At 42.1% G+C, this 24,750-nt stretch carries 18 protein-coding genes and 2 tRNA genes; 14 read left to right on the top strand and 6 right to left on the bottom strand.

Features of this window, described 5'->3' with window-relative positions; genetic code table 11:
* The first annotated feature begins 75 nt into the window (after positions 1–75).
* The 5 genes from QEP08_RS10095 (at position 76) to QEP08_RS10075 (ending at position 4,284) form a co-directional block, all read left to right on the top strand.
* Positions 76–702, top strand: a complete 627-nt coding sequence (locus QEP08_RS10095; protein ID WP_285057599.1) for a Crp/Fnr family transcriptional regulator — start codon at positions 76–78, stop codon at positions 700–702.
* A 54-nt stretch (positions 703–756) separates the two neighbouring features.
* Positions 757–1,548, top strand: a complete 792-nt coding sequence (locus QEP08_RS10090) for a sulfite exporter TauE/SafE family protein (protein WP_285057598.1) — start codon at positions 757–759, stop codon at positions 1,546–1,548.
* Positions 1,549–1,703: 155 nt separating this feature from the next.
* Entirely contained in the window at positions 1,704–3,092 is a 1,389-nt protein-coding gene (locus tag QEP08_RS10085; protein ID WP_285057597.1) for an MBL fold metallo-hydrolase, read from the top strand.
* Positions 3,093–3,174: 82 nt separating this feature from the next.
* On the top strand, positions 3,175–3,783 hold the full coding sequence (locus QEP08_RS10080) for a YeeE/YedE family protein (RefSeq protein ID WP_285057596.1): 609 nt from the start codon (positions 3,175–3,177) through the stop codon (positions 3,781–3,783).
* Between the two features lie 9 nt (positions 3,784–3,792).
* A complete protein-coding gene (locus QEP08_RS10075) occupies positions 3,793–4,284 on the top strand; it encodes a DUF6691 family protein (RefSeq protein WP_285057595.1) in 492 nt (163 codons plus the stop codon).
* Between the two features lie 202 nt (positions 4,285–4,486).
* Here the strand turns inward: QEP08_RS10075 and QEP08_RS10070 are convergent.
* The 4 genes from QEP08_RS10070 to QEP08_RS10055 all read right to left on the bottom strand — a co-directional run bounded on the left by QEP08_RS10070 (position 4,487) and on the right by QEP08_RS10055 (position 10,797).
* A tRNA-Pro gene (locus tag QEP08_RS10070) sits at positions 4,487–4,560 on the bottom strand.
* 197 nt (positions 4,561–4,757) lie between these two features.
* Positions 4,758–7,055 (bottom strand): glycoside hydrolase family 95 protein, encoded by a 2,298-nt coding sequence (locus QEP08_RS10065; RefSeq protein WP_285057594.1) that lies wholly within the window; start codon positions 7,053–7,055, stop codon positions 4,758–4,760.
* A gap of 95 nt (positions 7,056–7,150) precedes the next feature.
* Positions 7,151–8,281, bottom strand: coding sequence for a YncE family protein (locus QEP08_RS10060; protein WP_285057593.1), 1,131 nt, complete (start codon positions 8,279–8,281; stop codon positions 7,151–7,153).
* An 83-nt stretch (positions 8,282–8,364) separates the two neighbouring features.
* Positions 8,365–10,797, bottom strand: coding sequence for a TonB-dependent receptor domain-containing protein (locus QEP08_RS10055; RefSeq protein ID WP_285057592.1), 2,433 nt, complete (start codon positions 10,795–10,797; stop codon positions 8,365–8,367).
* A 265-nt stretch (positions 10,798–11,062) separates the two neighbouring features.
* Here QEP08_RS10055 and QEP08_RS10050 point away from each other — a divergent pair, with 265 nt between their 5' ends.
* From QEP08_RS10050 to QEP08_RS10030, 5 genes are all read left to right on the top strand, one after another.
* Positions 11,063–11,893 carry a hypothetical protein gene (locus tag QEP08_RS10050; RefSeq protein WP_285057591.1) on the top strand — a complete coding sequence of 277 codons (831 nt, stop codon included), beginning with the start codon at positions 11,063–11,065 and terminating at the stop codon, positions 11,891–11,893.
* A 286-nt stretch (positions 11,894–12,179) separates the two neighbouring features.
* Entirely contained in the window at positions 12,180–14,168 is a 1,989-nt protein-coding gene (locus tag QEP08_RS10045; protein WP_285057590.1) for a beta-L-arabinofuranosidase domain-containing protein, read from the top strand.
* A 361-nt stretch (positions 14,169–14,529) separates the two neighbouring features.
* Positions 14,530–15,387 carry a helix-turn-helix domain-containing protein gene (locus QEP08_RS10040; protein ID WP_285057589.1) on the top strand — a complete coding sequence of 286 codons (858 nt, stop codon included), beginning with the start codon at positions 14,530–14,532 and terminating at the stop codon, positions 15,385–15,387.
* Positions 15,388–15,451: 64 nt separating this feature from the next.
* Positions 15,452–16,015: a DUF417 family protein gene (locus tag QEP08_RS10035; protein WP_285057588.1), complete on the top strand. Its 564-nt coding sequence runs from the start codon at positions 15,452–15,454 to the stop codon at positions 16,013–16,015.
* Between the two features lie 83 nt (positions 16,016–16,098).
* The gene (locus QEP08_RS10030; RefSeq protein WP_285057587.1) at positions 16,099–16,500 is read left to right on the top strand and encodes a DinB family protein; all 402 of its coding nucleotides are present in this window, start codon (positions 16,099–16,101) and stop codon (positions 16,498–16,500) included.
* 129 nt (positions 16,501–16,629) lie between these two features.
* On the opposite strand, the gene QEP08_RS10025 is transcribed toward QEP08_RS10030, so the two are convergent.
* Both QEP08_RS10025 and QEP08_RS10020 read right to left on the bottom strand, forming a co-directional pair.
* Positions 16,630–16,716 (bottom strand) — tRNA-Ser (locus QEP08_RS10025).
* A gap of 66 nt (positions 16,717–16,782) precedes the next feature.
* Positions 16,783–18,789 (bottom strand): HD family phosphohydrolase, encoded by a 2,007-nt coding sequence (locus QEP08_RS10020; protein WP_285058364.1) that lies wholly within the window; start codon positions 18,787–18,789, stop codon positions 16,783–16,785.
* 510 nt (positions 18,790–19,299) lie between these two features.
* Here QEP08_RS10020 and QEP08_RS10015 point away from each other — a divergent pair.
* The 4 genes from QEP08_RS10015 to QEP08_RS10000 all read left to right on the top strand — a co-directional run bounded on the left by QEP08_RS10015 (position 19,300) and on the right by QEP08_RS10000 (position 24,722).
* Positions 19,300–20,478, top strand: a complete 1,179-nt coding sequence (locus QEP08_RS10015) for an acetyl-CoA C-acyltransferase (protein WP_285057586.1) — start codon at positions 19,300–19,302, stop codon at positions 20,476–20,478.
* Positions 20,479–21,402 (top strand): hypothetical protein, encoded by a 924-nt coding sequence (locus QEP08_RS10010; RefSeq protein WP_285057585.1) that lies wholly within the window; start codon positions 20,479–20,481, stop codon positions 21,400–21,402. It begins immediately after the preceding gene.
* 85 nt (positions 21,403–21,487) lie between these two features.
* Positions 21,488–23,056, top strand: a complete 1,569-nt coding sequence (locus tag QEP08_RS10005) for a peptide MFS transporter (protein ID WP_285057584.1) — start codon at positions 21,488–21,490, stop codon at positions 23,054–23,056.
* 82 nt (positions 23,057–23,138) lie between these two features.
* Positions 23,139–24,722 (top strand): peptide MFS transporter, encoded by a 1,584-nt coding sequence (locus QEP08_RS10000; RefSeq protein WP_285057583.1) that lies wholly within the window; start codon positions 23,139–23,141, stop codon positions 24,720–24,722.
* Positions 24,723–24,750: the final 28 nt, after the last annotated feature.

Raw genomic sequence — 24,750 nt, 5'->3', positions numbered from 1 at the left:
GTGTAATGAATCGGGTCAATCATGGATGTATGGGAAGTTTAAGCGAATTCTATCCATTATATATACCTTTAATACATGGAAAAACTCGATCAAATTGAAGAGCTCAGGTCATCACCTGAATTAGTTGCTAAATTGTACCAGAACAGTATCAGGAAAAATTTTAAAGCTGGCAGTATTATACTAAATGAGAATTCATACATACGTGCAATTCCGATTGTGATTAAGGGAAGCATGAAAGTCATCCGAACGGAAGAAGATGGCAGGGAGATTTTACTTTACTATATTAAAGCCGGGGAAAGTTGTATCATGTCTTTTTTAGGTGGCATGCATAACGAGACCAGCAAAGTAAAAGCCGAAGTGGAAGAGGATGCGGAAATTCTGTTTCTTCCGATCGATAAGGTCTCCCTTTTTATCAAAGAATATCCTCAATGGCTGGATTATATTTTCCGTTTATACCATAAACGATTCGAAGAACTATTAGAAATAGTAAATGCCATTGCCTTTAAAAAAGTTGACGAACGTTTGCTTAACCTGCTTGGCAAAAAAGCCGAGCTTACTGATAGTAAAACCATTGCCATTACCCACGAGCAACTGGCCAACGAACTTGGTACTGCCCGTGTAGTGGTATCCAGGCTGCTTAAACAATTAGAGGACAACGGCATCGTTGAACTCGGCAGAAACAAAATTATCTTGTGTAACTAAAGTAACTGTATTGCCATTTCGCTTGAGCTACTTTTGAATTATTAAATCAACGCGATGGAAATCACAGGTTATTCGGCTTCAATTCTTATAGGTATTTCACTCGGGCTCATCGGTGGTGGGGGTAGTATACTAACCGTACCCGTACTGGTTTATTTGTTTGCTGTAGACACAGTTCTGGCCACTACCTATTCCCTCTTTGTGGTCGGCTCAACCAGTCTGGTGGGTTCGGCATCTTATTTCAAAAAAGGATTCATAGATCTGAGTACCGCAATATTATTTGGTTTGCCCTCTATTGCAGCAATTTTTTTCACCCGCCATTATATGCTCCCCGCCATTCCAGAGCACATCATATATATGGGCCATTTTGCACTGACAAAGTCCACTTTATTAATGGTATTCTTCGCTTTGCTCATGGTTTTCGCATCCTACGGTATGATCAAAAAAGATAGAGAAGAAAAAATTACTGATCGGCAACCGGCCAGCAATATTTGGATAATTGCGCAAGGCTTGGTTGTTGGAGTGGTGACGGGATTAATTGGCGCGGGTGGCGGCTTTTTGATTATCCCAGCGCTGGTTAAACTTTTAAAACTACCAATAAAAACTGCTGTTGGAACTTCATTACTTATCATTGCTGTAAATTCCTTGACTGGTTTTGTGTTCTCTTTAGGCCAAAATCACATCAATTGGTCTTTTCTTCTCCCTGTTACCCTAATTGCCATAGTCGGCATTTTTATAGGCAGTTATTTATCAACTAAGATAGACAGTAAAAAACTGAAGCCTGCTTTCGGCTGGTTTGTGCTTGTGGCTGGCATTTATATCATAATTAAAGAAATTTTATTAAAATAAATTGATGTACTATTCTGCTTATAATGAGATAATGAAAATAAAAAATATAATGTCAATCATTTTTCTCTGTAACAAAAGTAGCTGTGAGGCCGATTCAGATCATCGAACTTTGAAGTATCAATTGAATAATTGCAAACTTATAAAAATATAACATTATGTTTTTTCAACACGTATACGATAAAAGCCTGGCCCAGGCGAGCTTTCTAATTGGTTGCCAGGCCAAAGGCGAGGCCATTGTAATTGATGCACAACGTGATATGGATGTATATCTGAAAATAGCTGCACAAAATAACCTTAATATCACGCACATTGCCGAAACGCATATTCATGCCGATTTCTTAGCGGGGTCAAGAGAACTGGCGGCGGTAACTGGCGCTCAGTTGTATCTATCGGACGAAGGCGGTGCAGACTGGCAATATCAATTTGATCACATAGGATTAAAACATGGTGATATAATTAAAGTAGGCAATCTTACTTTAGAAGTGCTACACACGCCTGGTCATACGCCCGAAAGCATCAGTTTTTTGTTAACTGACCATCCGGCAACCAGCGAACCTGTAATGATTTTTACCGGAGATTTCGTTTTCGTAGGTGATATTGGTCGTCCTGATTTATTGGAGAAGGCGGCGGGATTGGTAGGCACACAAGAAACAGGTGCAAAACAGATGTACCAGTCTGTTAAACGTTTTGCTGAATTACCTTCATATTTACAGGTCTGGCCGGGTCACGGCGCGGGCTCTGCCTGCGGTAAAACCCTGGGTGCAGTACCAAGCTCAACTGTAGGTTATGAAAAAATTAGGAATTGGGCCTTCCAACACGAAAATGACGAGAATGGATTTGTAGATTATTTGCTGACCGGACAGCCTGAACCGCCCAAATATTTTGCTATGATGAAACAGCTGAATAAGGTTAATCGCCCATTGTTGGTAGAAATTCCGCAACACCACTTACTTAGCACCACGCAGTTTTCACAAGCCTTCAGCGATGGCATTAAGGTAATTGATACACGTAACAAAATAGATTTCGCAAAAGGATTTATTCCTGGCAGCATCAATATCCAGCACAACAACAGCTTGTCGACCTGGGCTGGGTGGATTATGAATTATCAAGAGCAATTTATCATTGTTGCCAATGCCAGCGAAATGGAAGAAATCACCAGGAAACTAATGCGCATTGGCTTAGATAACATTTATGGTTTCATAAATAATGTCGACGATCTCGGAATTGAACTGCAAACTGCCGATGTTATTAGCCTGGAAAAATTTAAAACTTATTTAGGTAAAGATAATGTTCAGATTGTAGACGTGCGCGGGTTAACAGAATACGAAGACGGGCATATTGACGGTGCAGAACATGTTTTTGTTGGAACCTTGCAAGATAACCTCAATAAAATCAGCAAAGACAAACAAGTGGTAATTCATTGCCAAAGCGGCGACCGTGCAACAATTGCTAATTCCATTTTAAGAAGAAATGGCTTTGATGGTGTCAAGAACTATTATGGCGGCATGAAAGAATGGTTGGCTAACGGAGGTAAAACAATATAGTTATGGAATTTTTTCACCGCTGTTTAGTACGCAGGACAATACAAAATTGATAGCAATAAAGAGCACGCATTCTAATCAGTCTATGGATGTTGCACTTTTGTACCATTCAGAAATAGATCACATCAATATGGTAGAATTTTTAAAACAACCCTGGCCATGGTACGTGGCTGGACCGCTAATAGGTTTAACTGTGCCAGCACTTTTGATTTTAGGCAACAAATCCTTTGGGATCAGCTCTTCATTAAGACATATTTGTGCCTCATGTATTCCTGCAAACATCCCGTTTTTTAAATACGATTGGAAAAAAGAAGCATGGAATTTATTCTTTGTGTTTGGGATATTACTGGGTGGCGCAATTGCGATGGGCTTATTGTCTAATCCTAACCCCATGGAAGTAAATACAAAGTTAGCCACTGAATTGGCAGGCTATGGTATTACCAATTATGATAATTTGATTCCAGCCGATGTAATGAGCTGGCCATCGCTATTTACATTTCGTGGTTTTATATTAATTGTGATAGGTGGTTTTTTGGTGGGTTTCGGTACCAGATATGCCGGTGGTTGTACCAGCGGGCATGCGATTATGGGCTTGTCTAATTTACAATGGCCTTCACTGGTAGCTACAATCTGTTTTATGATCGGTGGCTTCGCCATGGCTAATCTCATTTTACCGCACATTTTATCACTTTAACAGATCATCATGCAACAAAATAAAAATACAGATTTTGAAACCCGATCTTTAGATGCAATGTGCATAAACGAAAGCCATCTACAACACAAATGGTATCACAACATTAAATATCTTATTGTAGGTGTTCTATTTGGAATAGTTTTCGTTAAATCAGAAGTAGTAAGCTGGTTTCGCATTCAGGAGATGTTCCGTCTACAATCGTTTCACATGTATGGCATTATTGGTAGCGCCATTGCAATAGGGATAATTTCAGTTTGGCTCATCAAAAAATTTAACATCAAAACCATTTATGGCGAAACCATAGAGTTTCACCCTAAAACTTTCAATAGGGGCCAAATTTTTGGTGGCTTGATATTCGGCATGGGCTGGGCGATTACTGGTGCATGCCCCGGACCACTTTTTGCTCAAATTGGTACTGGCGCAACGGTAACTGCAGTAACACTTTTAAGCGCCATTGCGGGTACCTGGGTGTATGGGTTATTGAGGGAAAGGCTTCATTAATAGATTCACCCTTCCCGCCTACCCAATACTAGTAAGACCCAGGAAAAACCTAATTGATAATCAGATGTCCATTTCAATTAAATACCCAATATAAATGGATACCGAACAGGTCAGGTTTTGTTTGGTAAGTATTGGCTTAAATAAAAAAGCTCTTAAATCAATGATTTAAGAGCTTTTTTGTGCCTTTCGACTTTAGCTTTTGTCGGGGTGGCAGGATTCGAACCTACGACCTCCACATCCCAAATGTGGCGCGATACCGGGCTACGCTACACCCCGAACTGGTATCTTTTCCATAGCCTTGATTGCTACGGGATGCAAAGATATAAAAAAAACATACCGATGCAAATATTTAAGCCGCGTTTAACACTAAATTATCCAGCCCAAAGCACATCAACGGGCTATTTGCTAGGAATCAATCACTTACCTCATTGCTTTTTTTGCATTTCATTTAAAAACATTTTTACGACATTAGTTTAAACACCCGCAAACACATATGTTTCACCTGCAACCGTGTTAAAACTATAGCTATGACCGGTATTATTCACTTCTTTCTTCAACTTAAAACCAGCCTTCAATGCATTTGGTGCATGAAGTTTACATGCACCGCCTGACAGCGACTTAATACTTAGTGAAACCACTTTCCCATTCTTCCAGACCATGCGCACAATTTCAAAGTTTCCTCTCGCACGCAAGCCCTTCACGCTTCCGCTCACCCACTCCTTTGGTAGTGCAGGGATCACCTGGATATCCCCGGTCTGACTTTGGAGCAGCATCTCCGCCACACCGGCAGTATAGCCAAAATTACCATCAATCTGAAATGGGGGATGCGCACAAAACAAGTTACTGTAAACTCCACCACCTTGATTGTAATCTGTCCCTAAGCCACCGACCGGGGTAATAAAATTCTTAATGATGGTGTAAGCATGATCTCCATCCTGCAATCTTGCCCAAAAATTTACTTTCCAGGCCATAGACCAGCCTGTTGAAGCGTCGCCCCTGGCCAATAAACTTACTTTTGCTGCATTGGCAAGCTCAGGAGTTTTTATAGTACTGATCTGTTTACCGGGATGCAATGCAAACAAATGTGACGCATGCCGGTGAGTATCCTTAGGATCATCACGATCTGTCTCCCACTCCTGCAGCTGTCCCCATTTACCGATTTTAGGCGCCAACAAATGTGCTCTTAGATTGTAGATATGATCCCTGTATGCTTTATCTGTTTTCAATACATCTGCAGCGGCTATGTAATTGGTGAACAGGTCATATATGATTTCCTGATCATAAGTTACCCCATCCTCTGTAGGGCCATGTTCAGGGGACCACCCGTTGGGGGCTACCAGGGTACCGTCTGGTCTCCTTTTTAAATGGTCATCCCAAAACTCAGAGATTTCTTTCAGCAAAGGATAACCAAAGGTCCTTAAGTAAGCAATGTCTTTTGTAAATGCGTAATGCTCCCATACATCCTGTACATACCACGCGCTTCCGGGGGTATTCCATAAAAAACTTTCTCCGCCAAATATGCCATTCTCTGTTTTTACCGTCCAGCCCCGAACACCCGGGTATTGTTTCTGGGTATTCTGTTTTTTAACCTCGCGCATGCTGTTGATATAGTCCAGATATGGAAAATGACATTCAGCCAGATTGGTAGGTTCTGCCAGCCAGTAGTTCATCTGGACGTTGATGTTCGAATGGTAATCCGAACGCCACGGCGGATTGTTACTTTCGTTCCATAAACCTTGTAAATTGGCCGGTAATCCTCCTTTTCTGGATGAGCTGATCAGCAAATATCGTCCGTATTGAAACAAGATCTCCTCCAGACCATGGTCTGGCGTATGCTTATAATTGATCAGCCTTTGATAAGTAGGTACTGCACGCTGTGCCTGACTGGCACCGCCCAAATTCAAGCCAACCCTATTAAACAGAGCCTGATAATCTTTTAGATGATTCGCCTTCAATGCCGCAAAACTTTTAGCGGATGCAGCCGCAATCAGCGCTTTTACTTTGGGTCCCGGCGCAGCACCCCTCCAAAACTGGCTTCGCTTATTGCTATAATCGGTCGCTGCTGAAAGCAATACCGTAAAAGCATCTGCATGGCGAATGCTAAACTGAAAGCCGCCTTTCCCATCTGGTTCTATAAGGCTAGACCCGCCTTCCGTTTTTACCGCAACAGTTGCATGATAGGCAAGTCCATTTTCCAGTTTACCCATGATCTGTAAAGTCAGGCCTGATGCTGATACTTTTGCCTTGTGTGCATCTTTAAGCTGGATTGTAGCAGAGTAAGCCCCTTTTTTGCCTGCTGTATATCTGAGTACCATTACTTTATCTGGAAAACTGCAAAAATACTCTCTTTTATAGGCTACAGCATCACTGGTATAACTGACCTGCTGTATGGCTTTGCTCAGGTCAAGTTCACGACGGTAGTCTGAGGGCACTTCGGATGCAGTATCCTGACCATTATTAAAATCGACAAAAAGATCACCAAAGGCTTGATAGGCACCTGTTTCGGTTTCATCACCTGTCCACAAACTGATCTCATTGAACTGGATATGCTCTTGCTTCAAACCACCGAAAACCATCCCGCCTATTCTTCCATTACCCATTGGGTATGCATCAGTCATCCATTTTTGGGCAGGTTTATTATCCCAGATCGTTAAACCAGATGAGACAGCTGAAGTTTTTTTGTTCTGAGCAATCGACAGCTGAGTAACAACCAACACCTGAAAGATTGCAAACGCAATGATCAGGTAAAATTGACAACGGAGTAATTTCATTTCTTGTGCAGGTTTAATTGATAATCAATGATAGTCAAACGTACACTTGATATATTCAATTATTTTAACATCCTCATAAGCGATTTTGACATCGGTTAATTTGTTCTGCGTCCGACACCAAACTGGTCGCCAGACCGTACTGCTTTACCATTTTCAAAATCTACTTCGATCATTTTTTCACTTGCGACGCTATTGTTAAACTCATCTTTAAGCGTCAACAGCACTTTACGGGTCTTTACATCGATGACCTCACCACTTGAAGGGTAAGCGTACTTCCCATCCCGGCTAAAAGTCACCCATCCAGGCATATCCTGCAGCGGTATTGTGGTCAATTGCTGATAAGGTTCTTCTGCTTTAAAAACATGGAGGCGCATATTAAACCCGTCGCAAAGCCATATCTCTTTCTCATCAGGTGTGAGACCGATGCCATGGCTCGGATTCCCGTGCCGTCTTACCGGTCCTTTTTCCCATCCCTCAACAGTTACACGCGCAAGTTTTTTACCAGTCGTCAGGTCCCCTACCTCAAAACCAAGCAAACTGTCTACAGTTACATATGCTCTTGTTTCTTTTCCATTAACTGTAAGCGGGCGGATAAAATTACCGAAAGGGCCAGCCTGGTTGATGATCGTGTGTGTTTTTGTCTCTGCTATTTTCAGCCAGGGAGATCCCAGGTCACCCAGATAAACATGGTCTCCTGATGACCCATATACAGTATTATGCGCTCTTTTGAATCCCTGGATTTTTTTAATCACCTCCCCGGTCTTACAATCTACGACATTCCAAAATTTATTTTCCAAAGAAGGGAGATACATGATCATGCCATCAGGTGATATCGACATCCTGTCGGCCCCTCCTTCGATCATTTTTTCCCAGATGATTTTTCCAGAACTGAGATCTATACGCTGGAGAGACTCTAAAGTGCTGATATAGATACTATTGTTGGGAATACTTACTGCAATCCCTTTAACATTTGAAGGCTTTTTATTTGGATGAAAGCCCCCGGTCTCCATCCGTTTTATGAATTGATGGTTGTTATTGATATCAAAGATAAGCAAGCCATGCCCTCCATAACCCAGGTAATCACGTATTCCCGGAACCGCAACATACAAGTAACGGCCGGTATCGGGTATAGTCTTGCCGGTTAGCCAATGCTTTTCAGGCAATGTCCGTGCAGTAAGCATTAGTGTCATCAGCAGGAACAGAACAGGCAGGCTTCCCTTCTTCATAACTTGTTTAGGTTTTGTGAGTTAAACACTTAGTATTTATCAAACATAACAAGTCCATTCCTAAACCACAACAACTGCTGTGCTTATTTTCCTCCCAGCCTTTTCTGCTCAGCATCAAGTCCGGTCTGTCTGCTTCTCTCAGATTTAACAGTTGTTTTCCCAAAGCGGTAAGTAAAAGTCAACCGTACATTAGTTGAAGTACCCCATTGTACCAGGTTATATACATTACCTGGCAGGGTGCTGAATACCCGCCCCCTTTGGCTATGAAAAATATCACCAACCCCAAGTTTTAAGTTGCCGTTCTGATTTGGGAAATTATAGCGTAAACCTGCATCGGCGCTGAGCATACTTTTTAATTTAAAAGCTCCGTCAATCTGAGGAGTACTGGTGTATACAGAAGCATCGGCACTAAATTGCTTGCTCAGCGTAAAGTTATTTTGAGTGTACAGACTTGCACTAAATTGCTTTGAGTTCAAATCTGTACCATTAAGATCCGGCGCCTGGATCTGTTTGAAATAGCCCACAAGGTTATTCGTCATATTCCACCATTTGCTGAGCTTAACTGGAAAATTAAAGGTTAGCGATACAATATCATTCGAGGCAAGGTTTAACACAGTCTGATACATGGACTTCTTTGCCTCATTTTGCAGCAAAATCTGCGTAATCACATCTGAAGTGTGACTATATCCTAAGGCAACGCTATACTTTTGCTTCAAAAGATAAGTCGCCTCAAAATTTGTGGAATACTCAGGCTTCAAATTTGGATTTCCTTCATTGTAGGTATATTGATCCAAATAAAAAATAAAAGGATTCAGATTCTGATAATTTGGCCTGTTGATCTTTCTGGAATAAGACAGGCTGGCCACATGATCTGCATCAAAATTACGGCTCAGCGTCATGGACGGAAAAAAGTCCGTATAAGTCCGTTCAGTCAGCTGATCTATGGTGACTGAATTGCCGGTAGACTTAGTACGTTCAGCACGCAGGCCTGCCTGTACTGACATTTTACCCGCGGTAATATTCAGAATGGTGTATACCGCACCTACCTGCTCATCATATTTAAAGCGGTTGCTCCTGTTGTTATCCTGGATCCATTCCCCGTTGACATCATTCTCAAAGACAAAATTGTTGTCACTTTTCACACTGGCAAACTTAATACCCGCCTCGAGTTTAAACATTTTATTGAGCGGCAATACGTAATCACCTTTTATTGCCCTGATGTTGATATCAGAAGGTGCAAAGTTTCTGTAAATCTGTCCGTTCTTAAAAAAGGAACCATCTGGCAAAAAAAACCGGTTCACAAAATTTGCATTATTGGTACCGTCAAACGTGGAATAATCCAAATCAACCGTAATCTCCTGTCCGGCGGTATCCAAAACACCCTTATAATTGATGTTATATGAAAAGTTCTTACGATCTGAAGCATTTTTACTTGGTGTCTGCAATATTGAATCAGGCTGCGCAAACGAATCGCCGATAGCAATCCTGCTAAAACCCTTTTGATCAAATCCGTTTAGATTTCCCTTAAACAATACGCCCACCGTATGATTCCTGGTCAGGAAGAAGTCAGTCCCGATTTTAAAATTATTGGATGCAAAAACTGAAGTATCTTTATTTCGCTGGCTAAAATACAATTGCTTTGAGTCCATACCGGGCGTGATCCTGTCGATGGTCAGATTCTCCTGAAATGGCCACCTGTTGTAATCGTAAGAGCCAAACACATTAAAAAAATTTTTACGGTAGTTGAGATTGACAGCGTTATTGGATTGTAAGCGCTGGTTATATCCGGCGCCAATTGTCAGGCTTCCATTAAAGCCCTCCGCCCGGCTTTTCTTCGTTTTGATGTTAATAATTCCACCAGTTGCATTTGCCTCGTACCGGGCTCCGGGATTATTTACAATTTCAATGCTTTCTATTTCAGAACTCGACATCGATTTCAGCAGATTGACCACTTCGGCGCCGCTTAGATAAGTCTGCTTGCCATCTATCGTCACCAAGACATTGCCTTTCCCGGCAAGAGAGATGTTTTCATTATGATCAACAGTCACTCCCGGCGCTTTTTTCAATACTTCCAGCCCTGTAAGACCCGCTGCCGAAGGCGTCGCTTCGATATTGAAGATCAGCTTATCCCCTTTTCGCTCAAGAACAGGTTTAGATGCTGTGATATTTACTTCACTTAACTTATTGGCATTTTCTTTTAGTAAAATAACCGGGAGGTTATGTACAGGTGCTTTAAGTTCAAACACTGAACTTTTATTTTTTTCATATCCTACTGAGGTTGCCAGAATATAATAAAATCCGGGAGCAGCGGTGAGACCGAATTTTCCTTCTCCGTCAGTGATTGCAGTCGTGACCAGCACAGAATCTTTCGCAGTATATAAAAGTACACTTGCCGCTGGCAATGTTTGTTTATCATCTTTTACGGTTCCGGCAATCTTCTGATTTTGCTGAGCAGATAAACCAAAAGGTAAAACATACAGCAAAAACAGAAATGTAAATCTCAAATAGGTCCTCATCAATAGTGTGGTTATACCAATAAGACGAAATCAAAAAGAATTGGTTACAGCACGATTGAAATTTTATAAGTATGGTCATTTTATTCAATTACCACTCCCGGTCAATGAACCGGAAGATATTTATATCAAATCATTATAAAATAATTGTTGCAAATGCAGATCAAATTTGATGAAAAGGACGATTAGAACTCACTATCATTTTGACTTAGGTTTTGAATAAAATTATTCTGTTTTTTGTATAATCAGGAATGCATGGCAATGAACAATGATTAAACATCCGTTACTTCTCTTACTTTTAAGTACTATTGGCACTTCAACCCAGGCCCAACACTTAAATTTACCGGAACGCAGCAAAAATGCATTATCAGGTTCAGCTTTTGCAGCCACAATCCGGGATACCACACTTTCTCTTCCCGCACGTGAACAAATGATACTGAAGGAAGTTGAAGAAGGGAATGTACCCCGGTTCTTCCGTCGATTTATCGCAGTAACAGATACGGCTGTGATAGAAAAAAAACAATTTATAATAACTTACTTTGTAGCACCGGATTACCTGGTTATTGGATCGGATACTGATTATTTTTATTGTCCCCTGACTGCCAGCTCTGCACAAAAAATTGCAGCCGATCTTAATTGCACGCTCCCTACACGCAAAATGTCCGGCCAGATTTATCGTTCAGCAACTTTAAAGCTGAATCCACAGCCGATTCCGCCATCTCCACATATGATCACTGTTCCTGTCTTTGAAGACCACAACAGGCTTATACATGAGCAAATGGCTAAAATCGGTTCGACTCCTGGTGTCCTTACAGCCGGAAATAAAAAAGACGTCGTGATATCCAATAAAATTGTTGCTGATGACGGGACTTTACGCGTAGTAATTTATGGCTGGCATAAACCTGACGGCAAAGCTATTCAGCCATTATACAACGGTCATAAATATGACTGGGTCGATTATAGTCACGGTATTCGGCTGATACAAAATAATGTTTACATAAACGGCCATAAACGATCGGCTAAAAAAATATTGCAATCCAAAAAATATCATGCATTGTTATCTGACGAAGGTATGATTCCTGATCCCGTATATCCATAAAATCAGCAAAATTGAGCATCATCATGTTCAATAGCTATCAAAATTTATGTTTCTTTAAGACTTGATTTCGATTGAATCAAATTGAATAACATTTGAGGCCCACAGTTGAGGATATCAAATTCTATGGTTATTTTGTGCAAGCAAATTCCAAACTCAGGTTGCCGGCATTCTGAATTGGAGTTTAAGATCAATCACCAATAATGATCCTAACATAATTAATATGAAACCAAACTTACAATTATTACTTAGGCGGCGGTTCTCCACGCCAAAGAAATTATCAAAATATATGAGATTATGGATCGTGCTTTTTGCAATACTCTTCTCACAATCATTAACCTCCAGCGGACAATCCTCGCCGCACATAGAAAACCCTTACAAGGAACTTTCTTTGGGTGCCATTAAACCACAAGGCTGGTTAAAGGAAATGCTGGTACGCCAGAAAACCGGATCGACAGGAAGCCTGGATAAACTTTACCCCGCAGTGATGGGCCAGCGCAATGGCTGGCTGGGTGGTGACGGTGACCAATGGGAAAGAGGACCTTACTGGCTCGACGGACTATTGCCACTTGCCTATCTCTTAAACGACAAGGAACTGATTGCCAAAACCAAGCCCTGGATTGAGTGGTCTATTAAAAGCCAGCGGCCCGACGGCTATTTCGGACCTTCTAAGGACTACGGTCCTGAAAATGGGATCCAGCGGGACAACAGCCAGGATTGGTGGCCAAAAATGGTGATGCTGAAAGTGCTGAAACAATATTATTCAGCAACAGGCGATCAGCGGATCATTAAGCTGATGACTAATTATTTCAAATACCAGCTCAAAGAATTGCCGGGTAAACCTCTAGATAACTGGACATTCTGGGCAAAATATCGCGGTGGGGACAATCTGATGCTTGTTTACTGGCTGCATGAAATCACTAAAGATAGTTTCCTGCTCGAACTCGGTGATCTCATCCATAAGCAGACATTTGATTATACCAATGCTTTTTTAAATACAAAAATGCTGGCTACACCAGCCAGTATCCATTGCGTAAACCTTGCGCAAGGATTTAAAGAACCAATCATCTATTACCAGCATCATCCAGAACAAAAATACCTTGATGCGACAAAAAAAGGCCTTGAAGACCTTATACATTATAATGGAATGGCACATGGACTCTATGGCGGCGATGAAGCACTTCACGGCAACAACCCCACCCAGGGCTCGGAGTTTTGTTCGGCAGTAGAGATGATGTTTTCTCTGGAAAGTATGCTGGAGATCACCGGTAACGTGAGCTACGCTGATCACCTTGAAAAAATAACGTTCAATGCCCTGCCAGCTCAGGCATCAGATGATTTTGTGACCCACCAATATTTCCAGCAGGCCAATCAGATTATGGCCACGCGAAAGACCAGGAATTTTGAAGTGAACCATCATGGCACTGACGTGTGTTACGGAGTACTGACAGGTTACCCCTGCTGCACTTCGAACATGCACCAGGGCTGGCCCAAATTTACCCAGAACCTGTTTTACTCGACCGCTGACAAAGGAATAGCCGCACTGGTTTATTCGCCAAGTGAAGTGCGCATGAAAGTTGCTAATGACATTCCGATCAGGGTTGTAGAGGAGACGGGCTATCCATTTAATGAGAATATTAAGTTCACCGTAAATATTGAAAAGAAAGGTAATGCGACCTTTCCCTTCCATTTAAGGATTCCGGCATGGTGCAAAAAAGCAAGTATTAAAATCAATGGCAACACTTATAAAGAAGAACCCGGCAATCAGATTGTGAAAATTCAAAGAGAATGGAAATCAGGGGACGTCGTCGAATTGGCTTTACCAATGCACATTTATAAAAACACCTGGCAGGAATACTCTGTATCGATAGAACGGGGTCCGCTGGTTTACGGACTGAAGATAGGCGAAGATAAAAAATTCGTAAAAAATGTAACCGACCCGCAGGAATACGGAGAAGGTTATTACGAAATTAAACCTACCACGCCCTGGAACTACGGCTTACTCAATGTAAGGAACGATAAACTTGCAGAGAACTTCATTGTCGAAAAGCAAAACGCGCCCCTTGCCAATTATCCATGGAACCAGGAAAACGCACCTGTAAAAATCAAAACCAGGGCAAAACGAATTCCAATCTGGCAGGTATATAATGAAATGGCTGGGCCTCTGCCTTTTAGCACAATATTTCAGCTGGAAACCGATCAAAACACAGAGGAAATTACATTGGTACCTTACGGGTGTACTGAGTTGAGGATATCTCAATTTCCGGTAATCAGGTAGAAAATGATTACATTTGGGGAACCACTTGGTTATATATCACAAAGTAAATGGAAACGAGAAGAGACGTATTCAGGCTATAGCTGACCCAACACGGAGAGCTATCATACAAATGATCGCAAAAGGGAAGCATCTGAATGGATCGACCAATACCGGAAATTCTGGATTGCAGGTAAGCTCCCAATACACATCTATTAAAGACGACAATAGATTGTGCGGTCTAAGTTCTGTGTATTTCACTGCGGTGCCAATTCCTAAATTAGAAGCAAGATACAGTTTTTTAATCTACCAGCTGATTTAACAGTTAGTTTACCATATTGTAAGAATCCATAGTGTATGTAAAATATTGTTCTATTTTTACCAGGTGAAAGAAGTACTGTCGAAATCTGGTGAATATATGTTCGGGCTCACAAGAGGGCTGACCAAACTGCAATCCAAGCCTGCTCAGTATAAAGAGTATGCAATCCAGTATATTCCGGCTGGCAAAGGCTGTTATCATGCGGACTTCGGTGTATTTCCCTTTGAGGGCCCGGTGCTTTTATTTGCGACGCCATTGCAGACCCTGAAGATTGACACTTCGTTACCGGAACAATCATGGATGCTCCGATTTCATGGCGATTTTTATTGCATTGAATATCACCGCGCAGAAGTTTGCTGTAACGGTTTGTTGTTCAATAACATTTACATTGAGCCGTCGGTAAACCTGACCATAAATGAGGCCCGTGAATTCGAGCTTCTTTTGTCTCAGATTGTGCAGGAATTTGAGAAAGAGAATCCTTCGGAAATTGTAATCAGAGCTTACCTGCAGCTGTTTCTGGCAAAGTCAAGCACGATAAAAATGAGAACGCTGTCTGAGGTGGCTGCGCAAAACCAGTACGACCAGCCAATGGAACGTTTCAGGGTACTGGTAGATGAGCATTACCTCCTGTTACGCAAGCCAAAAGACTATGCTTCGTTATTGGGCATGGCACCAAATACCCTTACTAAACGATGCAACAGTTATTATAAAAAGCCGCCTTCGCACCTGATCACTGAAAGGCTGATACTGGAAGCTAAAAAACAACTCCACCTTACCAGAAAAAGCATAAAAGAGATTGCTTTTGCACTCAACTTCGAAGATGAATTTTATTTTAGCCGTGTATTTAAAAGGTTTACCAAGGTCTCACCACAGGCTTTCAGGGACATGACAGGAATTTCTGTTGTGGCAGATTCGCACATGTAAAATCCTTTTTCATCCATGTTATCCTGATTCGTATTGATGTAATTTTGGATAAAACAAATACATCATGAAGAATTCGTTTCTTACAACACTCGCACATCTTGACGGTCTTGGCAACAGGATTATCCGCTATGGAACAGTTGTCATTTTAGTCTGGATAGGCGCATTAAAATTCGCAACGTACGAGGCAGACGGCATTACCCCTTTTGTTGCAAACAGCCCGTTTATGTCTTTCTTTTATAACCATCCTTCAGAATACAAAGCGCATGTGAACAAAGAAGGTGAATTTATCGCCGGAAACCACCAGTGGCACATTGCCAACAATACCTACGGGTTTTCAAAAGGCCTGGGAATATTGCTAATCGGGATGGGAATTTTGGTAGCTTTACATAAAGCGGCGCCGCTGCTGAGCATCACGGGAAGCATCCTGATCTTTATCATGACCCTGGGCACGTTATCGTTTTTAGTTACAACACCGGAAAGCTGGGTGCCTGCATTGGGTGACCAACATCATGGTTTCCCCTATCTTTCAGGCAGAGGAAGGATGGTCGTTAAGGACCTGTTGTTATTGGGAGGCTCTTTCATTACCATGAGTGAATCGGCAAGATATTATTTAAGCAAAAAACACTAATCAGTTTACATCATGGAAACGCAATCAATAGTATCATCCATTTCAGCTATTCTAGTCCGGGATTTACAAAAGACCATGATGAAGTGTCAGCCTATCAAAATCAGGACATACTTTGGATCAGGGAAGGTTCAATAAACAATTCAGCGGGAAATCTTGCCCTTCATATTGCCGGAGCGGTTCATCACTTTATAGGAGCTGTATTAGGCAGTAATGGTTTTGTCCGGGACAGGGATAAGGAATTCAGTGCAACCAGTACGACTACCGGGGAAATCGTTTTGCAGCTAAACAATGCCAAAAATGTCGTGCAGGAGGTTTTACATCGCACTAACGATGAAGATCTCTTCAAGGAATTTCCCGCTAAAATAATGGAAAATACAATGAGAACCGATTATTTTCTCGTGCACCTGGTTAGTCATGTAAATTATCACCTGGGGCAAATTAACTATCACCGCAGGATTTTAACTAATGACTTGAATGATGATTAGCTATTGCAGTCTTCGTTTTGAATCTTAGGTATCCCGCGTGGAACTTTCCTGTCTTAAACTGGTCACTGATGTGCACCTTTTTCATTTTTATGCAAAAATGCCACCCTTTTGGGGCAGCATTGCACATCGCGGAGGAAGAGGGATTCGAACCCTCGGTACCGTTGCCAGTACGACAGTTTAGCAAACTGTTCCTTTCGGCCACTCAGGCATCCCTCCGAATACTCAAAAATATTCCTTTTGAGGTTGCAAATATAGCAATTCATTGATATTTGCAAAAGAAAATTACAGTGTTTGCTGATAATCTATTCTCACATGATAAATACTCATGAGCATTGTCTTGAAAATCAGCTTTATAGTTTCAAGGTCTTTTAATGTAATGTCACAATTGTCCAGCTGATTTTGTTCCAGCTTATAATCAATGATGCGTTCAACCAGGTCGTTTATATTCTGGGCATCCGGATTTTTCAAGCTTCTTGAGGCAGCTTCCACTGAGTCCGCGAGCATCAGCACACCAGTTTCCTTTGAAAAAGGAATCGGCCCCGGATACCGGAAAATATTCTCGTCAACAAATTTTTCAGGACTGTTCTTTAAAAACGACTGGTAAAAATAATCAACCCTGGTATTCCCGTGGTGTGTCCTGATGAAATCAATCACACTTTCCGGCAGCTGATGCTTACGGGTGATCTCTATGCCCTTGTGGACATGCTTGATGATGATCTGGGCGCTTTGCTCATAGGGCAGCTTATCGTGCGGGCTTATCCCTGTATTCTGGTTCTCAATAAAATACTGAGGATTTTCGATCTTACCGATGTCATGGTACAAAGCCCCTGCCCTGACCAGCAGCGAATTCCCGCCTATTTTAAATATCGCAGCTTCCGCCAGATTCGCGACCTGCAAAGAATGCTGAAAAGTGCCCGGCGCTTTAAAGGCCAGTTCCCTTAGCAATTTATTGTTGGTATTGGTCAGTTCGATCAGCGCCACATCTGACGTAATTCCAAACAACCTCTCAAAACCGTAAATGAGCGGATAAGCCAGCAAAGAAAGCAGCACACTCACTATAAAAGGCACAAAATTGATCCATTCTATCTCGCTAAGCGAACCTTCCCTGAGCAAAGCAATACCAATGAAGGAAATCAGATAGGCTGACAGAATATACATGGCAGACAATAGCAGCTGCTCACGCTTGATCAGGTTCCTAATGCTGTAAATGGCTACCATACCCGCAGTGGTCTGATAGAAAACGAACTCAAAACTATTGGGTACAAAGAACCCCGCGATCAGGATCACCAGCAAATGCAGATATAACGCAAGCCGGGTGTCAAACAGGATCCTGATGATGATCGGTACAATGCAAAAAGGAATGTAGTAAAGACTTGGCAGATTCAGCTTTATGGCCCAGGTAAGAGACAGCAGCATGGTTGTAGTGACCAGCAAAAGCAGGGAAAGCTGCCTGTTGTCCGCGAAAATATCTTTTCTGAACAATTTTAAAAATACCATCAGTAAACTCACAATAAAGCCAACCAGTAAAACCTGACCACAATACACAAGCGTACTGTTTCCTATGGTTTTGGTCTGCGCCTCATAAGTCTCCTTAAATGACTGCAGCTTTTGAAAGGCCTCGTCATCAATTACATTGTTTTTGGCAATAATGAGTTCTCCTTTCTGCACCATTCCCCTGGTAGTAGACAGGCTGTTGATGGTCGTTTCCTGTACAATGGATGTCAGCTTTTCATTAAAAATAATATTCGGTCTCAGGTGATCTTCCACCAGGTTGACAACAACATCCTTAACCCTAAGATCTACGGAAGAAAAGTTATCTTTAAAATATTCAAGGGCGGTCTGTACTGTAAAAACGTCCTGGGAACTGTAAGTTTTGCTGACGTTGTCGTCCAGCAATGAAAAATCATAATAGCGGTTTCCTTTTTGGTGCTTGTTATTTATGGCTATAATACCCTTTGTATAAATCGATTTTAACAATTTAAGAGATGCCTGCTTATTGACTGGCTTATCGGCCTCAGGCAAAGCACTGCTCCGCCATTTGACATCAAATTCATTTAAATAAGCTTCTTCAATCTCATTGAAGAGGTATCTATTGAAGGAATAGATCGGCAATATATTTTCCAGGGCATCTTTTTTGTCAGTATTGACCTGAGGATTTGTCTTGAGAATTGCGAAGCTGAAAGGTGAAATGAGGTCTTTGTTCTTCCAGATGCCCCCCTTCTCAAATTCATACCTGAACCTGGGTTGTTTGGGAAGAAAGATAGTAATGATCAACACAGAAAGTACCATCATGATATATTTTATATTTGATGAGTACTTGCGGTACAGAACCTTATGAGAATTTTTCTTGATCTTTGCCAACGTTAGCGCCTCCTGATTTTATTCAAACTTAGATAAAATTTTAGTTTTATCGGCTTCCCCCTTTCCCTAAAAACAAAATAACTTAGTCGCAGGCAGCTAACAGGGTTTATTTTCGTTCTTATTTAATTTTGCTTTTTATATGCTTTAATATTGCTATTATTTTACTTTTTTATTGCTTAAGCAAAAGGATAGCAAAAGAATAGCAAAACAATAGCAAAAGGAAAGCAAAAGAAAATTTAAGCAGAACAGCTACTCAATAACCGTGATCATTGAAAGAAACCATCCGGATTGTGATTTTTGATTAGGCTGTTGCAGGCTGGGCAAAAGTTCACTGAAGGAACAAAAATAATACAAATTAAATTGTGTTAAATGCTTTTCCAGTTTAACGTCAGTAATTCTAAATTACATAACTTTGCATTCAACTAACTTAAAGTATACATGAAAGAAGTAGTAATTGTTTCTGCGGTAAGAACTCCTATCGGCAGCTTTGGCGGTTCATTGTCTGGCTTTTCTGCAACGCAACTGGGCGCTTTGGCCATAAAGGCAGCCGTTGCCAGGGCAGGCATCAAAACTGATGATGTCCAGGAAGTCTATATGGGCAACGTGCTCTCGGCCGGTTTGGGCCAGGCCCCTGCTACACAGGCCGCAAAATTCGCAGGCCTGCCAGATGTCCCGTCTACCACAATTAATAAGGTATGCGCATCAGGAACCAAAGCAATTATGCTTGCAGCACAAAGTATTGCCCTGGGCCAAAACGACGTCATTGTAGCTGGCGGTATGGAAAGTATGAGTAATGTACCCTATTATTTGGATAAAGCACGTACGGGCTATCGTCTGGGTCATGGGCAACTGACAGATGGACTATTGAAAGATGGATTATGGGATGTTTACAATGACTATCATATGGGTTCAGCCGCTGAACTGTGTGCATCAGAATGCAGCATCAGCCGTGAGGACCAGAATGCTTTTGCGATCAGTTCTTATAAAAGGGCCCAGGCGGCACAGACCGGCGGTAAATTTACCACAGAGATCGTTGCAGTCGAAGTAACGGACCGCAAAGGCGAAATCACACTGATCGATAAAGACGAAGAACCTTTTGCCGTAAAGTTTGATAAGATTCCCGGGCTAAAGCCCGTTTTTAAGAAAGATGGCACTGTAACCGCAGCCAACGCATCTACATTAAATGATGGCGCAGCGGCGCTGGTCCTGATGAGTGCAGACAAGGCCAAAGAACTTGGATTGAAACCCCTGGCGAAGATTTTGGCATATGCTGACGCACAGCAGGCACCCGAATGGTTTACCACTGCTCCGTCCAAAGCCATCCCACTTGCATTACAAAGGGCAGGCAAAAGCATTTCAGATGTAGATTTTTTTGAAATTAATGAAGCTTTTTCTGTAGTTTCACTTGCAAATAATAAGGAACTGGGATTGACAGAAGATAAAGTAAATGTAAATGGCGGTGCTGTAGCATTGGGTCACCCGCTGGGTGCATCAGGTGCCAGAATCGTAGTGACCTTACTTTCTGTGCTCACTCAAAATCATGGAAAAATAGGTGTTGCGGGAATATGCAATGGCGGCGGCGGTGCCAGCGCCATTGTAATAGAAAACTTAAGATAAATGCATAAGGGCCTACAAGCTTTACTGATCTTCTTTTTGCTGTGCTGCGCCTCAAAAAATATGCAGGCACAACATAGTTTCACGTTCAACAACGGACCTGTGATGTTTAAATACCAGGATTCGCTCAAGACCATCAGCGCAAAGACCTTTGATGCGGAAAGCAATGCCAGACGGTTTGCGCTCAATGCCACTTTCATCAAGACCCTGGTCAACGCCCTGAAAACACCCCACTCCTTTCATTTTAACTTCGACTCCCTACAAAAAGTCTCTATATTAAAGGCACCGGATAATTCTTTCCGGATCTTTACCTGGTATGTCCCTGTGGATGATGGCTCTTATCGTTATTTCGGTACTATTCAAATGGCCACAGCCGATGGTAAGTTAAAACTGTACCCGCTGATTGACAACACAGAGCAGATCAAAGATCCAAATGCCGTAACCGGCAGCAAGAACTGGTATGGTGCCCGTTATTATGAAATTGTGCCGGTTATCGTGAGCGGCAGACAGCCATTTTACACGCTGATCGGCTGGAAAGGTAACAATGCTAAGACTTCTAAAAAAGTGATCGATGTGCTTTCTTTTGAAAAGGGTGAACCGGTATTCGGTAAACCGGTATTTGAAGGTTTAAAGGGCGCCGGCATAAAAAACAGGATAATTTTTGAATACAACAAGATGAATTCTATGACCCTTACTATGGATAAGTCGGTGAATATGATCGTCTTTGACCACCTTGCCCCGTTTACAGCGGAAATGGAAGGAAATTTTGAATATTACGCATCCGATTTGAGTTTTGATGCGTATAAGATATTAAATGGAAAACTAAAACTGGTGGAAAATGTAGAGCTTAAGAATGAGCCTAACGTAATGGATGAGTTTTATACAGACCCCACAGACAAAAATACCAAGCCTATTAAGAAGTTATAGAGGCATTTGGGACTTTGCCTCCATGTACCTATATTGCGCAACAAACTAACTAAACAAGCTAAATATTATACACTAAAAGACTAAAATGAACACAAAAACTTTGGATACCCCAAATAATTTTTTTGAGAGTAAAGTATTGGGACATCCGGCAGGATTGTTCGTGCTTTTCTTTACTGAAATGTGGGAGCGCTTCTCTTATTATGGGATGCGGGCCTTGCTGGTACTTTTTCTGACATCCAGTATTGCTACCGGCGGCTGGGAATGGTCAAAAGCCGAAGCTATTTCATTGTATGGCACCTATACAATGGGTGTCTACCTGACTCCTGTACTGGGAGGACTGATCGCAGACAGGTTGCTCGGGTATCGCTGGGCAGTAATTCTTGGTGCTTTGATCATGACAATAGGCCATGCGAGTATGGCGCTGGAGACGCCGGTATTTCTCTATGTCGGACTTGGCTGTCTGATGGCAGGAAATGGATTGTTTAAACCTAACATGACATCGATCGTTTCTAAAATGTACAAAGATTTCCCGGAGAAAAAGGACGGTGCTTATTCGATCTTTTATATGGGAGTAAATGCGGGTGCTTTTTTAGGGATCATGATCTGCGGCTATGTCGGGGAAAAGATTTCATGGAGCTGGGGTTTTGGCCTCGCCGGTATTTTTATGTTCCTGGGCATGATGCAATTTTACTTCACTAAGGGCATATTTGGCAATATCGGCTTGCTTCCCGGCGAAGAGAAAAAGCTGAAGGCCGCTGAAGAGCTGGCCAATCCAAACCCAACTGTCATTGAAGAAAAGGTACCGGGGCATGTCGTCAGGGACCGGCTGATCGTCGTTCTGATCTTTTCGATCTTCACTATTTTCTTTTGGGCCGCCTTTGAGCAGGCCGGCGGAAGTATGACCATTTTTGCCAAAGAGAATACCACCCGGATACTTACCGGCAATGCAGGTGTTACCTTTAAGATCGTAGATGCCCTGCTGACCATTGTGCCCCTGGGAATTATCACGTATGTGCTCTCCAGGTTATTTGCACAAACTTTCTCCAGATACAAGGTTGGAAATACCATTCTTTCCTGTAGTTTTCTGATCATCTGGGCCATTGTGCTCTGGAAAGTGAACCGTGAGTTTGTGGCTGAAACAACAGAGATTGCCGCCTCCTGGTTTAACATTCTCAACTCCCTCTTTATCATTTGTTTTGCCCCGGTATTCTCAAAATGGTGGGAAAGTAAGTTCAATTTACCAGCTTCGATGAAGTTCGGCCTCGGACTGGTCCTGCTCGGTATCGGTTTCGGTTTTCTAGCCTATGCGGCAACGTCGATTACTTCTCCGGATATAAAGGTAAGTATGGTGTGGCTGGTACTGGCCTATCTGTTTCACACCTTAGGTGAGCTTTGCATCTCACCGGTTGGTCTGTCATATGTCAGCAAGCTGGTACCTGCTGCCTGGATAGGTTTTATGTTCGGTGTATATTATCTGTTCATCGCAATGGGCAATAAGTTGGCCGGTGCTACAGGAAGTATGATTGAGGAGATCAGCAACAAATATAGCCTGTCTACATTTTTCCTTATTTTTACAATAATCCCTATTGCTGCAGGACTGCTTATTACAGCGCTTCATCCATTGATAAAAAAACTGATGCACGGTGTAAAATAAAAAGATTAGGGCCTCTGGATATTTTCAGAGGCTTTTTGATATAATAATAAAGCGGTGGCTCCGCAACAAAAGACTTTATCGTATGGCTGAAACTATAACCCTCAACGAAATCCAGAGCTTTAAAGGAAAGTATCCTAAACAACTTTGGGCACTTTTCTTTTCTGAAATGTGGGAACGCTTCTGTTTCTATGGAATGCGCGGGATGCTTACCTATTTTATGGTAACGCAGTTGTTCATGAACGACAGGGATGCCAACCTGCAGTATGGTGCCACCCAGGCTTTCGTTTATGCTTTTACATTCATTGGAGGCTTATTTGCTGATAAAATTCTTGGATTCAGGAGATCGTTATTTTGGGGGGGCATCCTGATGATTGTTGGCAGTGCCATTCTGGCAACTGATCCGCATCAGTTTTTCTTTCTCGGAATTAGCTTTACCATCATCGGCACAGGTTTCTTTAAGCCCAATATTTCAACAATGGTGGGTACACTTTATAAAAAGGGTGATAACAGACGTGATGCCGGATTTTCTCTATTTTATGCAGGTATCAACATTGGTGCCCTGCTGGGCGGCTATGCTTGTATTGCAATCGGAAAAGGTGAATTGTTCAGCTCCATTGTGCCATCGGGAAGTACCTGGAACGTAGCATTTGGATTGGCGGCAGTCGTCATGACGATAAGCCTTGTCACCTTTCTTTTTACACAAAAGACCCTCGGGCCTATCGGTCTCCCGCCTTCCGGCAATGAAAATTTTGAAGAAGTTGTGTCAGAGGGCATCGATTCAAAGGTCGTGCCGGAACCTGTTGTGATCAGTCAACGGGCAATGCCAAAAAAATGGTATACTTATGCGGTCTACATTGGTTCGCTGGCTGTAATTCCAGTCATCATGACTATGGTTGCCAAAACACAGTATACCGATTATTTCATGTATATCATCGGGCCGGCAACCTTACTTTATCTTTTTTATGAAATGTTCAAATACAATGTGGCTGAACGTAAAAAACTGGTTGCCGCACTGGTATTCATCATCTTCTCTATTATTTTTTGGGGAATCTACGAGCAGAGCGGCGGTTCACTAAGTTTGTTCGCTGCAAGGAACCTTGATAACAAAATTTTGGGCACTATAACTTTGGATCCGAATGGCGTAAATAACTCTGCAAATTCACTCTTTGTGATCATATTCGCCTTTATATTCAGTGTGATCTGGATTGGTATGGCCAGAAAGAAAATTGAACCCAATACCCTGATTAAATTTGGACTGGCCTTCCTGTTTCTGGGCGCGGGTTATTTTATTTTTTACACTACACGATTTTTTTCAAACGGTTCAGGTATCGCCTCACTGGATGTATTTACGGTTGCTTATCTTGCTGTAACCTTTGGAGAGCTTTGCCTGTCGCCGATAGGGCTTTCTATAATGACCAAATTATCTCCTAAAAAACTTCAGGGCGTAATGATGGGCATGTGGTTTCTGGCCAGTGCCTACGGGCAATACGTAGCAGGATTATTGGGTGCGGGCCTGTCTACCGCCGACGAAAACGATACTTTGCAACAGAAACTGATCACCTTTACTGATGGTTATAAACAGCTTGCTATTTATGCGCTGATAGCAGGAGTGATATTAATTGTAATCTCTCCTTTTGTAAGAAAGCTGATGCAAGAGGTAAAATAACGCAGTCGGTTTTTCGCTGTACAGGGTA

The organism is Pedobacter ginsengisoli (assembly GCF_030244015.1).
Taxonomy (GTDB): Bacteria; Bacteroidota; Bacteroidia; order Sphingobacteriales; family Sphingobacteriaceae; genus Pedobacter; species Pedobacter ginsengisoli.
The sequence above is the reverse complement of the archived record's forward strand: the minus strand, read 5'-3'. Positions and strand labels throughout refer to the sequence as shown.

Excerpts from the sequence above, each read along its gene's own strand:
- QEP08_RS10095 (WP_285057599.1), top strand. The coding sequence starts at position 76 with ATGGAAAAACTCGATCAAATTGAAGAGCTCAGGTCATCACCTGAATTA.
- QEP08_RS10090 (WP_285057598.1), top strand. The coding sequence starts at position 757 with ATGGAAATCACAGGTTATTCGGCTTCAATTCTTATAGGTATTTCACTC.
- QEP08_RS10085 (WP_285057597.1), top strand. The coding sequence starts at position 1,704 with ATGTTTTTTCAACACGTATACGATAAAAGCCTGGCCCAGGCGAGCTTT.
- QEP08_RS10080 (WP_285057596.1), top strand. The coding sequence starts at position 3,175 with ATGGATGTTGCACTTTTGTACCATTCAGAAATAGATCACATCAATATG.
- QEP08_RS10075 (WP_285057595.1), top strand. The coding sequence starts at position 3,793 with ATGCAACAAAATAAAAATACAGATTTTGAAACCCGATCTTTAGATGCA.
- QEP08_RS10065 (WP_285057594.1), bottom strand. The coding sequence starts at position 7,055 with ATGAAATTACTCCGTTGTCAATTTTACCTGATCATTGCGTTTGCAATC.
- QEP08_RS10060 (WP_285057593.1), bottom strand. The coding sequence starts at position 8,281 with ATGAAGAAGGGAAGCCTGCCTGTTCTGTTCCTGCTGATGACACTAATG.
- QEP08_RS10055 (WP_285057592.1), bottom strand. The coding sequence starts at position 10,797 with ATGAGGACCTATTTGAGATTTACATTTCTGTTTTTGCTGTATGTTTTA.
- QEP08_RS10050 (WP_285057591.1), top strand. The coding sequence starts at position 11,063 with ATGATTAAACATCCGTTACTTCTCTTACTTTTAAGTACTATTGGCACT.
- QEP08_RS10045 (WP_285057590.1), top strand. The coding sequence starts at position 12,180 with ATGAGATTATGGATCGTGCTTTTTGCAATACTCTTCTCACAATCATTA.
- QEP08_RS10035 (WP_285057588.1), top strand. The coding sequence starts at position 15,452 with ATGAAGAATTCGTTTCTTACAACACTCGCACATCTTGACGGTCTTGGC.
- QEP08_RS10020 (WP_285058364.1), bottom strand. The coding sequence starts at position 18,789 with ATGGTACTTTCTGTGTTGATCATTACTATCTTTCTTCCCAAACAACCC.
- QEP08_RS10015 (WP_285057586.1), top strand. The coding sequence starts at position 19,300 with ATGAAAGAAGTAGTAATTGTTTCTGCGGTAAGAACTCCTATCGGCAGC.
- QEP08_RS10010 (WP_285057585.1), top strand. The coding sequence starts at position 20,479 with ATGCATAAGGGCCTACAAGCTTTACTGATCTTCTTTTTGCTGTGCTGC.
- QEP08_RS10005 (WP_285057584.1), top strand. The coding sequence starts at position 21,488 with ATGAACACAAAAACTTTGGATACCCCAAATAATTTTTTTGAGAGTAAA.
- QEP08_RS10000 (WP_285057583.1), top strand. The coding sequence starts at position 23,139 with ATGGCTGAAACTATAACCCTCAACGAAATCCAGAGCTTTAAAGGAAAG.